This window comes from Deinococcus metalli, from assembly GCF_014201805.1.
Classification (GTDB): domain Bacteria; phylum Deinococcota; class Deinococci; order Deinococcales; family Deinococcaceae; genus Deinococcus; species Deinococcus metalli.
In genome coordinates, this window is sequence record NZ_JACHFK010000018.1 from 38,469 (window position 1) to 52,799 (window position 14,331).

The 14,331-nt window shown below is 67.3% G+C and carries 12 protein-coding genes; 7 read left to right on the forward strand and 5 right to left on the reverse strand.

What is annotated here, in order from left to right; genetic code table 11:
- Window positions 1-149: 149 nt before the first annotated feature.
- Entirely contained in the window at window positions 150-3,788 is a 3,639-nt protein-coding gene (locus HNQ07_RS22275; RefSeq protein WP_184115933.1) for an anti-phage protein Upx-like protein, read from the forward strand.
- A 486-nt stretch (window positions 3,789-4,274) separates the two neighbouring features.
- Here the strand turns inward: HNQ07_RS22275 and HNQ07_RS22280 are convergent, their stop codons facing one another.
- Window positions 4,275-4,781 carry a hypothetical protein gene (locus HNQ07_RS22280; RefSeq protein WP_184115935.1) on the reverse strand — a complete coding sequence of 169 codons (507 nt, stop codon included), beginning with the start codon at window positions 4,779-4,781 and terminating at the stop codon, window positions 4,275-4,277.
- Window positions 4,782-5,029: 248 nt separating this feature from the next.
- Here HNQ07_RS22280 and HNQ07_RS22285 point away from each other — a divergent pair, with 248 nt between their 5' ends.
- The 3 genes from HNQ07_RS22285 to HNQ07_RS22295 are packed head-to-tail and all read left to right on the forward strand — an operon-like array spanning window position 5,030 to window position 7,403.
- Window positions 5,030-5,635, forward strand: coding sequence for a DUF305 domain-containing protein (locus HNQ07_RS22285; RefSeq protein ID WP_184115937.1), 606 nt, complete (start codon window positions 5,030-5,032; stop codon window positions 5,633-5,635).
- Window positions 5,636-5,645: 10 nt separating this feature from the next.
- A complete protein-coding gene (locus HNQ07_RS22290; RefSeq protein ID WP_184115939.1) occupies window positions 5,646-6,311 on the forward strand; it encodes a winged helix-turn-helix domain-containing protein in 666 nt (221 codons plus the stop codon).
- 3 nt (window positions 6,312-6,314) lie between these two features.
- The gene (locus HNQ07_RS22295) at window positions 6,315-7,403 is read left to right on the forward strand and encodes a sensor histidine kinase (RefSeq protein WP_184115941.1); all 1,089 of its coding nucleotides are present in this window, start codon (window positions 6,315-6,317) and stop codon (window positions 7,401-7,403) included.
- Between the two features lie 2 nt (window positions 7,404-7,405).
- On the opposite strand, the gene HNQ07_RS22300 is transcribed toward HNQ07_RS22295, so the two are convergent.
- From HNQ07_RS22300 to HNQ07_RS22310, 3 genes are all read right to left on the reverse strand, one after another.
- Window positions 7,406-7,957, reverse strand: a complete 552-nt coding sequence (locus tag HNQ07_RS22300) for a phosphatase PAP2 family protein (RefSeq protein WP_184115943.1) — start codon at window positions 7,955-7,957, stop codon at window positions 7,406-7,408.
- Between the two features lie 106 nt (window positions 7,958-8,063).
- Window positions 8,064-8,495 carry a hypothetical protein gene (locus HNQ07_RS22305; protein ID WP_184115945.1) on the reverse strand — a complete coding sequence of 144 codons (432 nt, stop codon included), beginning with the start codon at window positions 8,493-8,495 and terminating at the stop codon, window positions 8,064-8,066.
- A 54-nt stretch (window positions 8,496-8,549) separates the two neighbouring features.
- Window positions 8,550-11,066 carry a heavy metal translocating P-type ATPase gene (locus tag HNQ07_RS22310; RefSeq protein WP_184115947.1) on the reverse strand — a complete coding sequence of 839 codons (2,517 nt, stop codon included), beginning with the start codon at window positions 11,064-11,066 and terminating at the stop codon, window positions 8,550-8,552.
- 161 nt (window positions 11,067-11,227) lie between these two features.
- Here HNQ07_RS22310 and HNQ07_RS22315 point away from each other — a divergent pair, with 161 nt between their 5' ends.
- Together HNQ07_RS22315 and HNQ07_RS22320 are read left to right on the forward strand one after the other, a co-directional pair.
- Entirely contained in the window at window positions 11,228-11,440 is a 213-nt protein-coding gene (locus tag HNQ07_RS22315) for a CopZ family metallochaperone (RefSeq protein ID WP_184115949.1), read from the forward strand.
- Window positions 11,437-11,784, forward strand: a complete 348-nt coding sequence (locus HNQ07_RS22320) for a metal-sensitive transcriptional regulator (RefSeq protein ID WP_308430889.1) — start codon at window positions 11,437-11,439, stop codon at window positions 11,782-11,784. The genes HNQ07_RS22315 and HNQ07_RS22320 overlap by 4 nt, the downstream gene beginning before the upstream one ends.
- Here HNQ07_RS22320 and HNQ07_RS24275 read toward each other — a convergent pair.
- On the reverse strand, window positions 11,771-12,289 hold the full coding sequence (locus tag HNQ07_RS24275; protein WP_229832296.1) for a hypothetical protein: 519 nt from the start codon (window positions 12,287-12,289) through the stop codon (window positions 11,771-11,773). The two genes, HNQ07_RS22320 and HNQ07_RS24275, sit on opposite strands and share 14 nt — an antisense overlap.
- A 39-nt stretch (window positions 12,290-12,328) precedes the next feature.
- Between HNQ07_RS24275 and HNQ07_RS22325 the strand changes: the two genes are divergently transcribed.
- Window positions 12,329-14,314 (forward strand): copper-translocating P-type ATPase, encoded by a 1,986-nt coding sequence (locus HNQ07_RS22325; RefSeq protein ID WP_229832295.1) that lies wholly within the window; start codon window positions 12,329-12,331, stop codon window positions 14,312-14,314.
- Window positions 14,315-14,331: the final 17 nt, after the last annotated feature.

Below are 14,331 nucleotides of genomic sequence, written 5' to 3' on the forward strand. Positions count from 1 at the left end.
GCAGCGATGCGGGGGCCGCAGGATATGCCCATGGGGTGACTGTTAACGACCGCCGTCTTCGTCATAGGCGCGGGTGGCGTGCATCAAGGAATCAGCCCTGAACCCGCTGGCTTTCCGGGCTGTCCGCTGGCGACGTGAGATGATTCACTGTGACACCCTGGAGTGACTTCTCGACGACTTTGACCCCGTTTTCACCCCTGGCATTGCTGCGGGCAGCCGCTGCACTGACGCTCTGCCCTCAAAATGCCGACCGATTGCTGCGCCTCGGCGCGTTCGCGCAGGCGGTGCTGACCGTGGCTCCAACGCAGACTGGGCGCAGTCCGGACGTGCAAGAACTACGGATGCTCGTCAACAGGGCAGGGAGTGCCTCTGGCTTTTCCGTCATGGAAGATCCTTCTGACAACACCTTCACCGAGCATCTGGTTCTGCCCTACGGGGATTTTGTGGTGTTTCCGGGGATTGAAGAGGAGGCGGTACATCACGCTGAGCAACTGCTTGAGGCCGCACGAACCCTGCGTCAGCACGAGATATCCGACCTTGATCATGCCGTTCGCACGTGTGTGGCGCTGTTGACCATCAGTGATGATGTCCATCGCAGGAGTGCCCGGTTCACGAATTCCGGTGAGGTAGAACAGAGCCCCTACCTTCCTGGGGAGAGCGACCTGGCCGGCTTGATGGACGCCGCGACGTACTCGGCATCTCAATTGACGGAGCTCCTCGCGGCTCGCGGACTGGTGCTCGGCGATCTCGCGCGGTGCATCACCCACCTTGGGGCGGCAGCGCATCACTCGCCCATGCTGGACGGCGGGATGCTGTCCCTCCAGCCCATCGTCTCCGTGGGCGAACAGTACGTGGTCTTTCCAGTCGGATACGTGTTACGGGCCGTGCGTCATCTGCTTCTGTCGCCCAGTACCTTTACAGCGGTACTGGAGGCCCGGTACTACGCGATCGCCTGGGCGGGTGTCCAGACGTCACTCCGTCGCATGGGGATCGTCGAGCGCCTGCCCGGCTTCACCGGGAAGCTGACCCTCCCCATCCACAGCGCGGCGTTCCAGATCGACCGAGACACGGTGCTGCACGTCGTGCTGGTCGGCGATCCCTTCAGGAACTACCGGCCGCACGACCTGTTTCAGCCCTCAGATCTGAGCGCGCTCCAGACGCCGCTGGATGACAGTTACGCAGCCCTAGCCACCTCTCTGACGGTTTCCAGTCCTGCAGGGCCCCATGTCTTTTCCCTGGTGGTGTTTGAGGGGCTCGGCAACCTGGTGCAGCTGCCGAGTCTGACGGCGCGCACGGCGTACGCCCTCAGCGTGGCGGTGTCAGACCTCGACCTGATGTCGTATGACTTCGCGGGAAACCCACTGGGCCTGCTTTACTTCGCGCAGGCCGTTGACGGTCTGTTCCGGCGTCATCACCTTGGCCCAGTCGGGATGCTCGATCTGTTCGACGCCTACTGTCGTCACCACGACAGCTTTTACCTCTCGGATCAGGCCCCGCCGGCTACGCTCTTTGTGATGCCCGGTGGGGCAGGCACGGTGCGACGCGAGCGGCGAATAGAGCTGGCGACGCATGGTGTGCGTTATGGGCCGGAGACCATCAAGGTCACAAACTTCTACCTCGACCCCACCATCAGGATCTTCCAGTCGACCGACCTACTGCGTGAGGGCCTCCTGAACTTCGTGGTCGAGGGAGCCTTCCGATGCTGGGTGGTGGCCGAGCGGGGAGGCGCGCCGGGAATCAATCTTCCCATGCTGGCCGAAACGCTGGCGTATTGGCTGTGGCAGCTCCTGGCCCACCCGGTGATCAAGCCCCCTCAGGCGGACGTCCCGCTACGCGTCGTCATCGTGGCGGTGCCGCCGCTGCCGGTTGATCCGGCGGCGGCCCTGCCGGGGCTGCGCCTCCTGGTCGCCGCCGCCAGATTCACCGTGGTCATTCAGGTCGATGAAACGTTCACGGCGGCCTTCACGACGCCGGACAACACGCCTGAACGCACGTGGATGCACGCCGTCTTGGACGCCCTGATCGAAGTCATGGTGTTCCACGGCACACCCGTGCCCTGGCCCAGCAGCGAGGCGGTGGTTGCCGAGGTCATGGGTGATCCGGCCAAGAAAAAGATCAGCGTGGTCGATCGGCCCACCCTCCTGCTGGATGGCCGCGGGCTGGGGCGGAGCCGGGTGGTACAGGAACATCAGGTCAGTCGATCCCTGGATGACCTGGCCAATGACCTGGGGCCGGAATTCCCCGTGGGGACTGTCCTGGAAGGCAAGGCGGCATCCACGCTTCTCAATGCTGCTGTGGCGAAGCTGTTTGGCCAGTTCACGCGCCTTGCCGATGAGCTCGGTGCCGAGGCGGCGTTGCCATACTTCGTGCAGCAGCATGAAGCCACGGTGACGCGGACAGCAGTTCGACAGCTCAATTTTGAGTTCACCCGCCGCTGTTTCGCGGCTCACCCGGTGATCGTGCGCAGGCTCCAGGAAGAGTACGGACAGAACAACAACACTGCGATCGCGTCGCGGTTTGTTCTCGAGTACCTGGCGACGCGACAGCCCACCGGATCGTTCCCGCCGACTCTGGAGCGGTATGACCGCCTGGTGGCGCTGGCCTCCCTGATCCATGCGTTCGGTACCAACAGCGACCTCGCCTTCCATGAACTGTCCCAGGTCACAGCTGAAATCCTGCCGTCTGGCCGGGTCGCCACGGCGCGTGGAGCGTACGAGCCGGCGCGCGCGGCTTTCGAGGTGACGATGTTCAGCGACGTCACCCGGGAGTCGCTGCGGATCGCCCAGGCTTATCTGGGTAACGATGGTGCTAGGGACGACCAGCTGCCGGCGCGCCAAGAACTGGATACCGCAATGCTGGCTGAAGTCGGCTGGACGCTGAGCGACCTGCTGCTCTTCCTTGACGGTGTCAGCGCGCTGCCCGGTGGGGCGGGAGGAGTAGAGCAGCGCGCCGAACCCGAGTTCGTTGCGGCCATCGCGCAGGAGCTCGGGTGGGATGAGGAGGCTGTCCGCCGGTGTCTGGCCGAGTTCAGCCTCACCGGGCGCGCCGCATTCCTGCGGCCTTCTCAACCCTGGCGGCGGGAGGACGTCGAGCCGTGGCGGTTCAACCGTGGGCTGTCGTATCTGCGTCGTCCGATCATCCTGTGGCAGGACGGCCCTGCCCTCCGGGTCATCTGGGGCCCCAGGGCCGTGACCTCGGCGGCGCACTACCTGCTCGACCTGCTGCAGACCGGGCGCTACCGGGCGCGGAGCACCGCACTGCGCCGGGTTCTGGGTGACGTGAACACACGCCGTGGCCGGGCGTTCAACCGGCAGGTTGCTGCCTTTGTCCTCAGCCTGGGCCTCCGCCCCGTCCAGGAGCAGGCAAAGGTGTTTGGCGCCGTACGGATGCGTGACGGGCAGGGTCAGGATCTGGGAGACATCGACGTGTTCGCGGTCGATGAGCCGGGGCGCCGTATTTACTGCGTCGAATGCAAGAATTTTGCGGTGGCGCGCACGGCGGCTGAGGTTCACGGCCTCGTTGAGGAGCTGGAACACGGGCGGCCAGGAGAACGCTCTATCGTCGAGCGACATGTCCGGCGGGTCGACCACGTGCGCGATCAGTTGTCCGCCGTTCTGGAGCATTTCAGCTTCAGTCCTGGGGGGTGGGTGGTGGAGGGACTGATCGTCTTCAAGCACGACTCGGTGGCCTACCCGCTCTCGGCCTCGCCTCTCCCGGTGCTGTCGTTTGAACAGTTCGCTCAGCGCATGACCGCAAGTTGTGCACCAACACGTCGTCAGGCGTACTGAAGGAACCGGACATGTGTATGTGCCTGGACACTCCTTGGGCCAAGTGTTCCCTTGACGTGACCTCCACCTCGAGAGAAATCACCGTCCGTGAACCGGGCGCCGCTCACGGCGCAGGGCATACGAAGGCGAGCGGTGGGGCCACGCCTCGCCCTGTGTGAATGCCATCGACGACAATCGAGCGGCACCAGACCGACGCCTGGGTGACCAACTGTTCGGCGGCGCCGATTCGGCGGGCGCGTGGGCGCTCCAGCAGCACCTCAGGGCCCAGCATGGCGACCTGGAAGTGCAGGGCAGCACGGACGAGCGGCTGGGTGAGGCGCTGACGGAGACCACTGCCAGGCGGGGTCATACTGGAGTGGCTCCACGTCGCACTGCCGGAGGGCGCGGAACCTGCAGACTGAGCTCGGGACCTGTGGGGTGATCACATCAGGCTGACATCACGACCGAGCGCGCCCATGGTCTGGCGCGCTCGGTTTCTATGCTGCCTTACCGTCGGTGCGCGGCTGCCCCCTCGGGCAGTGCGTCCGGCACCGGCGCGCTCGCCGCCACCAGCCACGCGCCGCCACGCACCGGGGGGCTCTGGAAAGCGGGCAGGACGCCACGCGTGGCCCAACCCAGGGCGGTGCGCACCGGAATGCCGCGTCGGGCCGCCCATTCGCGCACCGTGATGGTGGGGCGGTAAGTGGCATGGACATGGATGCTGAGCAGCATGCCGAGGTTCTCGGCATCGGCCTCGTCCAGCTGCGCCCATTCCTCGCTGCTGAGCAGCGGCGCGCGCCCGACCGTCACGAGACGCGCGTCGAACCGCCGCACGGCCGCCAACTGCTCGGTGGGCCCAGGAGTGGGCTGCAGCAGGGACTCGTACAGCCCCAGTGTGGCGTCCTTGGCTCCAAAGATGGACTCGTAGAGGCGCGGCTGCTCGGCGAAATGCTCGATGAGGCGATCTCCGAGCTTTTTGATGATGGTGACGCGGATGGTCTTGAGGTCGTTCACTCTTCTAACTTAGCACATATGTGCAAGGTTGGCAACGAGAACGCCACCGTGCTCACGACGCCGACGGTGACGTTCGCGCTGTCCGCCAGCGTCACATCCAGGGCACGTTCAGCGCGTTGGTCACCCGCTTCGTGCCCGACCGGTTCTATGCGTTCCTGGCTCGAACAGCGTGCGCCGGCGCACGTCCAGATCACGCTTTACACGAACTTAACAGGGCGCGCCCAGCATGGCACCTAGAGGTGCTTCCCATGAACAGCCCACTCGTTACCCTGCTGACCACCCTGACCCTGACGTCCTTCGCGACCGCGCAGATGAACCACGCCAACATGACCTCCACGACCGGCGTCACCATGATGGGCGGTCAGGGCATGGCCGGCAGCATGGGCACGATGATGCGATCCATGGGGGGCCTCGACCACCTGACCGGTCGCTCCTTCGACCGCGCCTTCCTGAGCATGATGATCCCCCATCACCAGGCCGCCGTGCAGATGAGCCAGGCCATCCTCAAGAGCACCACCGACCCGCAGATCAAGACCTGGGCCACCGCCATCGTGTCCGACCAGAACCGCGAGATCGCCCAAATGACGGCCCTGCTCCGGGCCTACGGCGGCCCGAACACCCAGATGGCCCGGCAGATGATGGGCATGATGGGCGGGATGAAGAGCGGCGCCGCGTCCACCGATAAAGACCAGGCCTTCGTGCAGGCGATGATCCCGCACCACGGCAGCGCCATCATGATGGCCGACATGGCCCTGATGCGCTCCCAGGACGCCGCCATCCTGAAGCTCGCCCAGGGGATCGTCACGGCGCAGGCGCAGGAAATGGTTGACTTCCAGCAGTACCTGAGGCAGTAAGCGACCAGCTGTGCCCACCATCCTGGTCGTCGACGATGACCCCGCCATCCTCGAGATCCTGCGGGCCTATCTGCAGGCTGAAGGTCATACGGTGTTCGAGGCGGCGAACGGGCAGGACGCCAGGGCCCTGCTCCCGAGAGCCGACCTGGCGATCCTCGACTGGATGCTGCCGGGCGTCTCCGGCGCCGAGCTCGCACAGGACGCACGACGGGATGGTCTCACCCTGCCACTGCTGATGCTCACCGCGCGCGGTGAGGAGGAGGACAAGTTGCGTGGCCTGGACACCGGCGTGGACGACTACGTGGTCAAGCCCTTCAGTCCGCGCGAAGTAGTGGCCCGCGTGCGGGCCCTGCTCCGGCGCGCCGGGGTACAGGCCCAGGTGGATCACGGAGGACTGCGCATCGACCTGCGCGCCCACACCGTGACCCTCGACGGCGCGCCGCTGGAACTCTCCCGCCTGGAGTTCGACCTGCTCACAGCCCTGGCCCACCACCCGGGCCTGGCGTGGACGCGGGAACGGCTGCTCGAGCGGGTCTGGGCCTCAGATGGCTCTGGCACCGAGCGGGTGGTGGACGTGCACATCACGGCCCTGCGCCGCAAGCTCGGGGACACCTCGGACGCGCCCAGGTTCATCGAGACGGTGCGCGGCGTCGGGTATCGGTTCAGGGAAGACTAGGGCATGCGCCTGTTTCCCCGCCTGCTGCTGTCGCACCTACTGGTAATCGCGCTGGTGGTCGCCGGCATCTTTATCTCAGCAGAGCTGTTCGCACCTCGGTTCTACCGGGCGCATGTCGAGGAGATGGTGCACGCCATGGGGCCTACCGGCGCAACGCTGCGCGGTGACCTGGAACGCGGCATGCGTCTGACGCTCACGCGGGCGCTGTGGGCCGCCCTGCCGCTGGCCGCGCTGGTGGCGATGGGCACCGCGTATGTCTCGTCGCGGCGGGTGCTCCGCAGCGTGCAGGTGCTGCGCGAGCGGAGCATGGCCCTTGCCAAGGGCGAGTACCACCAGCGCCTGGAAGAGACCGGACAGGACGAGTTGGCCGATCTGGCGCACAACTTCAACGTCCTGGCGGCGGCGCTGGAGAGCGTGGAGCAGGGCCGGGTGGAACTGATCGGCAACGTCGCCCATGAGCTGAGGGCGCCGCTGGCAGCGCTGCGCGGCTACGCCGACGCCCTCACAGATGAGGTTATGACGCCGGGGCACGCGTCACAGGCTATCGGCCGCGAGGTGGGGGCCATGGAGCGCCTGGTGCGCGACCTCAGCCTGGTGTCCCGGGTGGAAGCCGGGCAGGTGGAACTGCACCCAGGGGTGGTGGACGTGAATGCGGTGCTGGACGCCCTGCGGGAGCGTTTTGAACTGGCCTTTGAGGAGAAGGGCGTGCAGTTGGGGTGTTCAACCGACCAGCGCATGTCCGTGTGGGCAGACCGGGAGCGTGTAATGCAGGTACTCACGAACGTGCTCGGGAACGCCCTCCGCCATACGCCTCCGGGCGGTGAGGTGCAGCTGGATGTCGATCGGCACCAGGAACTGCTGCGCCTGACGGTGACCGATACCGGCCCGGGCATCGCGCCGGAGCAACTGCCGCGCATCTTCGACCGCTTCTACCGTGCTGACCCGGCCCGCGCGCGCGTGGACGGTGGTAGCGGGGTGGGGCTGACCATCGCGCGCGGCCTCGCCGAAGCGATGCACGGCACGCTCACGGCGCGCTCGGCGCCAGGGCAGGGCACCGCGGTCACTCTGACCCTCCCCGTGGGGCCGGCGTGATCTCAGGCCGTGGTCAGGGGACGCCGGGCGATCAGCGGCGTGAGCCATTCCCCTTTCAGGGGGAGGGCCGCCGCGATCCCGAGGGCCACACCGGCGATCAGCACGCTGCCCACGACATCCAGGGTGTGGTGTGCGCCGATGGCGAGGCGGCCGAGCAGCACCGCCAGCACGCCCAGGACGAACACCGGCACCCAGCGGCGGGCGAGCCAGGCCACCCAGCCGGCGAGCAGGGCCGCGACCAGCGTGTGGTCGCTGGGGAAGCCGTTGTCCACCGAAGCGTGTGCGAGGGGGGTGTAGTGATCGACGATGAACGGGCGGGGATCATGAATTAGGTGTCCGGTCAGCAGGGCCAGCAGCACGGCGAGGGCGCCCGAGACCACGAGGCGCACGGCCAGTGCCCGCGTCAGGACACCGCGGTACACCCACACCAGCGCCGCGAAGCCGGCGGCGAGCACGGCGATCAGGCCGCTGGCCAGGAAGACGGCCAGGTGGCCGAGCAGCGGCTGGCCGGTGGCGGCGGCATGCAGGGCGTGTTGCAGGGAGTCGGTCGTCATCGGTCACAGTGTGCGGCCCGGAGCGCGTCTTCACATCCCCCGAACGGTGCAGCACGCTGGTTTTCAACGCCAGCTACGACGGCGCAACCATGATCTGCACCAGGGGTCATGGGATCTGTGGAGGACGCTGGGCGCCCGGCGCCAGTGCGTCCCTGAGCTCCATGAGCAGTTCCTCGCCGCGCTCGTAACCGGGCCGCACGAACACCATGGCCAGGGTGCTCCAGTCCTGCACCGCCGCGACCTCCTGACCCCCGTCGTTGAGCTTGAGGTGGGGGTACGCACCGTACTCGACGAAGCAATCGAACGCCTCCGCCACCGCCTCGAGGGCGAGTGTCGTCGCGTTGGTCCACGTCACGAGGTACGGCAGTAGGAACGCAGGTTTGCCGCACGACCCCCCCAGGCCGATGAGTGGCAGTCCCGCGACGACGGGTACGTCATCACGGAGGCGGGCACGCTCCAGGAACGCCTGACGGTCGCGGACGAGGGTGGGGCCGGCCTTGAGGCTGGCGACATACGGGCCGACGGTGAGTTTGGTCATGGGGTTCTCCAAAGCAGCGTGGGGAAGCGCCAGGCTTCCCGACCACGAGGACGTTCAGCTGTGCGCGGGGCGAGAGGAATGCGTGTGGACCGGGAGCGTGTCAAGCTGCACGGGCGGACGGAAGCCGCGCAGCCGCAGGGCGTTGGTCAGCACGAAGACGCTGGAGAAGCCCATGGCCGCCGCCGCGAGCACCGGACTGAGCAGTACGCCGAAGGTGGGGTACAGAGCGCCGGCCGCGACGGGAATCAGGACGATGTTGTACGCGAACGCCCAGAAGAGGTTGAGTTTGATGTTGCGCAGGGTGGCACGGCTCAGTGCGAACGCGTTCGGCACGCCGCGCAGGTCGCCGCTCATCAGGATCACGTCGGCGGTCTCGACGGCGACGTCGGTGCCCGTGCCGATCGCGACACCGACATCGGCCTGTGCAAGTGCAGGCGCGTCGTTGATGCCGTCCCCGACGAAGGCCACCTTCTGGCCCTTCGCTTGCAGCGCCTTCACGGCGTCACTCTTGCCGCTGGGCAGCACCTCGGCCAGGATCTCGTCAATGCCGAGCTGACGGGCGATCGCGTTCGCAGTCCGCTGGTTGTCGCCGGTGATCATGGCCACCTTCAGGCCCATGCGGTGCAGCGCGCCCACGGCGGCGGCGCTGCCGTCCTTGATGGGGTCGGCGACGGCAATGATTGCAGCGAGCTGACCGCCGATGGCGGCGTATAGCGGGCTCTTGCCCTCGTCGCCGAGCCGTTCGGCCTGCAACGCGAAGGCCGTCACGTCCACGCCCAGGCGGGTCATGTAGCGGTCTGCCCCCACCTGCACGAGCTGACCGTCCACACGCGCTTCCAGGCCGTAGCCGGGCACCGCCTCGAAGGACTCGGGCGTCACGACCGCGATGTCTTCGCGCTTCGCGGCATCGACGATGGCCCGGGCAATCGGGTGTTCACTCTGTTCCTCGGCGGCTGCCACCAGTTGCAAGACCGTGATCCGGTCGAAGCCCGCTGCCGTGACCAGGTCGGTCAGCTCGGGGCGGCCCTTGGTCAGGGTGCCGGTCTTGTCGACGGCGACCACCTGCACGTCCTGCAGGCCTTCCAGGGCGTCGCCGCCCTTGAACAGCACGCCGAGTTCGGCGGCCTTGCCGGTACCGACCATGATGCTGGTCGGAGTGGCCAGGCCCATCGCGCAGGGGCAGGCGATGATCAGGACGGCCACAGTGGTGATCAGGGCGAAACTGAGCGCCGACTGACCGCCAAGGAACAGCCACAGCAGGAAGGTCAGGGCGGCGATCCCCAGCACGACCGGCACGAACACCGCCACCACCCGGTCGGCCAGACCCTGGATGGGGGGTTTGCTGCCCTGGGCGGTCTCGACTAGCTTGATGATCTGTGCGAGGGCCGTGTCGGCGCCGATCCGGGTGGCCCGGAAGGCCAGAGCGCCGTTCTGGTTGATGGTGCCGCCGACCACAGGGGCGCCGGCCTGCTTGTTCACGGGCACGGGTTCACCGGTGATCATGCTCTCGTCCACGAAGGAGTTGCCGCTGACGACCTCGCCGTCGACGGGAATCTTCTCGCCGGGACGGACCGAGATCACGTCGCCAACCAGCACCTCGTCGGTGGGCAGCTCGAGTTCCTGGCCGCTCCGAACCACGCGGGCCGTCTTGGCCTGCAGGCTGAGCAGCGTCTTCATGGCCTCGCTCGAGCGGCCCTTGGCGATGGCCTCGAAGTATTTGCCCAGCAGGATCAGGGTGATGACGACGCCGGACGCCTCGTAGTACACGTGTGCGGTGCCCTCCGGGAAGATGCCGGGGGCGACCGTAGCGACCAGCGAGTACAGGAACGCCGCGCTCGTGCCGATCATCACCAGGGCGTTCATGTCGGGTGACCTGTTCGTGAGACTCTTCCATCCGAGGCGGTAGAAGCGCCGTCCGGGGCCGAACTGGATGGGCACGGCCAGGGCGAGCATGACCCAGGTCAGGATGGTCATCACGCCCTCGCCGAAGGTGCTCATCAGCCAGTGCTCGGCACCGGGGATCACCATCGGCAGCATGGCCAGGAGCAGCAGCGGCACAGCGAAGAGGGTGCTGAACAAGACTTGACCGCGCAGGTGCTCGACTTCCCGGGCGCGCGCCTCGCGCTCCTGATCCTCCCGGCTCAGCCCGGCCTGTTCCTCGAGAACGTCATAGCCCGCGCCGCGGATGGCCGCCTTGAGCTGCCCGGGGCTTGCGCTGGACGGGAGGTAGGTCACGGTGGATCGTTCGGTGGCGAGGTTGACCGAGGCGTTCAGCACGCCGTCTACCCTCCTGAGGGCACGTTCGACGCGGCCCACGCAGCTGGCGCAGGTCATGCCCTGCACGCCAAGATCGAGGGTGCTGACGACGGGTTCGTAGCCGACGTCTTTGACCTTGTCCAGCAGGGCCTGGGGGGTCGTGACGGCCGGGTCATAGGTGACGGTGGCGCGCTCGGTGGCGAGGTTGACGCTGGCGCGCTCAACGCCCTCGACCTTGTTCAGGCCGCGTTCGACCCGACCAACGCAACTGGCACAGGTCATGCCCTGGACTCCGAGTTCAATGGTTGTGCTCATGGGTCTCCTTCTTGCTTGATCCCCCCTGGGGGGATGGAACATGCTCAGCATAGAACCCCTGGGGGTGGATTGCAAGAGAGCCAGTGTTGATCTTCCTTCTATAACGACTCTATTGCCCCAAACTACTTGACATCCCCCCCCGGTGGGTCTACGATCGTCCCATGAGCACACTCGAACTGACTATTACCGGTATGACCTGCGGGCACTGCCAGGCGGGCGTCACCCAGGCCCTCAAGACGGTGCCCGGTGTCACCGACGCTCAGGTGGATCTCAAGGCCGGAACAGCGGTCGTGCACGGAAATGCCGATCCAAGCGCGCTCGTCGAGGCCGTCCTCGAAGAGGGGTACGGCGCGCAGGTGGCGACTCCACAGTGACCACCAAGGCAACCGGCCCTGCGACCGACACGACCCACCCGGGGGGGAAGTGCGACCCGCCCGCCGAACACCACCTGTGCATGCCCGAGGACGCGCGCAAGCGGGCGTCGCGGCGCCTGGCCATCGCCCGCGGGCACCTCGAAAGCGTGCGCAAGTCGCTTGACGATCCCGATGTGTACTGCATCGACGTGCTCAGGCAGCTCAAGGCCGTGCAGGGCGCGCTCGAAGGTGCGGCGGGCGTGGTGATGCGGGGGCACCTCGAGGCGCACGTCGTCGCGGCCCATGAGCGCGGCGACGAGAAGCGCATCGTCGACGAGCTGATGGAACTCTTCAAGTACACCTGACGTCCAGACCCGTCACGTCACCTTCGGGGCGGACCGCGGTTCGCCCCGTTGTGTTGTCGCTGCCACGCGACCGTTTCACCTCCAGGAGACACGGATGACCCACCACCCGCACGACCACGCACCGCGCCCCGCCCGCCGCGCCATCCTCGAAGTGTCCTTCCACGATTGCCACGACGGCAGCGAGCTCGCCGGCCTGGAAGACCGGCTCGCCCGCGTCGACGGCGTCGAGGGCGTCCATATCGACCGCACCCGAGCCGTCGCGCACCTCTCCTACGACCCCGCAGTCATCAGCGAGGCGAACCTGCGCCAGCGCCTGCACGACGCTGGATACGCGTGCGCCTGCACAGAGTGCGCGCCGTCGGCGTCCCAGCCGGGCCATCCCAGCGTTGGTCACGAGCACCACGCGCATGAGATGTCCGGACACGCTGCTGTAGATGGTCATGCCGTCACGAACCATGACGCGCACGACGGCATGGATCACAGTGCCCACACAGATGCCGGTCATGACGCGCATGCTGGCCACGGCGCCCACATGGTGAATGACATGCTGCGGCGCTTCGTGATCAGCGCCATCGTGACCGTGCCGCTGATCCTGTACTCCCCGATCGGGGCAAGTGTCGGCTTCACGGCCATGCCGCCCTTCGGCCTGTCCATGGCATGGTTCGGGCTGCTACTCGCCACGCCCGTGGTGTGGTGGGGCGGGTGGCCGTTCATCTCGGCCGCGTGGCGCGCCCTGCGCCAGCGCGAGGCGAACATGATGACGCTGATCGCCACCGGCATCCTGGTGTCGTGGCTGTTCTCGGTGTACTCCACCCTCGCGCTGGGCGGTACCGAGGTCTTCTTCGAGGCGGCGGCCATGCTGACGGCCCTGAGCCTGCTGGGCCACTGGCTGGAGATGCGCTCGCGCTTCGCGACCGGGCGCGCCGTCGAGGCGCTCCTGAAGCTCGCCCCAGCCACCGCGCGCGTCGTGCGGCAGGGCCAGGAGACTGAAGTCCCGCTGGATCAAGTGGTCGTAGGAGATGAACTCGCAGTGCGGCCCGGCGACCGCGTCCCTGTGGACGGCGAGGTGCTCACCGGCGGCTCCTACGTGGACGAGAGCATGATCACGGGCGAACCCGTGCCCGTGGCCAAGACCGCCGGCGTCCGGGTGACCGGTGGCACGGTCAACCAGAACGGAGCGTTCAATTTCCGGGCGACGGCCGTCGGGAGTGATACCGCGCTCTCCCGCATCGTGCAGCTCGTACAGAACGCCCAGGCCAGCAAGGCGCCAGCCCAGCAGCTGGCGGACACGGCCGGGAAGTACCTCGTGTTCGTGGCCCTGGGCTCCGGCCTGATCGCGTTCCTGGTGTGGATGCTGCTCGGGCAGAACGTGGTCTTCGCCCTGACAGCGGCCGTGTCCACCATCGTGATCGCGTGCCCGGACGCGCTCGCGCTGGCCACCCCGACCGCCATCACCGTCGGCGTCGGTCGGGGTGCCCGTGAAGGGGTGCTCTTCAAGAACGCGGGTGCCCTGGAGGCCACGGCTGCCGTGGACACGGTCGTCTTCGACAAGACCGGCACGCTGACCGAGGGCAAACCGGCGGTGACCGACCTGATCCCGGCGGACGGCGCCACCGAGGACGACCTGCTGCGACTGGCGGCCAGCGCCGACCTGTCCTCGCAGCACCCGCTGGCCGAGGCGATCGTAGCCGGCGCGCGCGCCCGGGGGCTGGACATCCCGAAACCGGACGCCTTCGATTCCGTGCCTGGGCAGGGCGTGGTAGCAACGGTGACAGGACGGCGCGTGCTGCTCGGCAACGTCAAGCTGATGTCCCGTGAAGGCATCGACGTCGCGGCCCTGGTCGTTGCGGCCCAGACCCTGGCGGGCGACGGCAAGACCGCCATGTACGTGGCGGCCGACGGCCACGCCCTCGGGGTGATCGCGGTCGCAGACACCGTGCGGGAGACCGCCCGCCAGGGGGTACGGGCACTGCATGACGCCGGCGTACGCACCGTGATGCTCACCGGCGACAACGCCCGCACCGCCGGCGCCGTGGCCCGTGACCTCGGCATCGACACCGTGATCGCCGATGTGCTCCCGGAGGACAAGGCGGCGAAGGTGCAGGAACTCCAGGCTCAGGGCCGCAAGGTTGCGATGGTCGGTGACGGCGTGAACGATGCGCCTGCGCTCGCTCAGGCCGACGTGGGCATCGCCATCGGGGCCGGTACCGATGTGGCCGTCGAAACAGCTGACGTGATCCTGGTGCGAAACGACCCGGCCGCGGTCGCGGGCGCCGTGGTGCTCGCCCGGCGCGTGGAGTCGAAGATCCGGCAGAACCTGTTCTGGGCGGCGGGCTACAACGTCCTGGCGATCCCCATCGCGGCGGGCGTGCTGTACCCGAGCTACGGCCTGCTGCTGCGCCCCGAGTGGGCGGCGCTGCTGATGAGCGCCAGCACCATCATCGTGACCGTCAACGCCTTGCTGCTGAACCGGGCAACTGTTGACCGGGGACGGGTGTCCGCCTCGCCTGTTCCAGCATCCGCCCGCTGATCCAACCACGGCGAGCA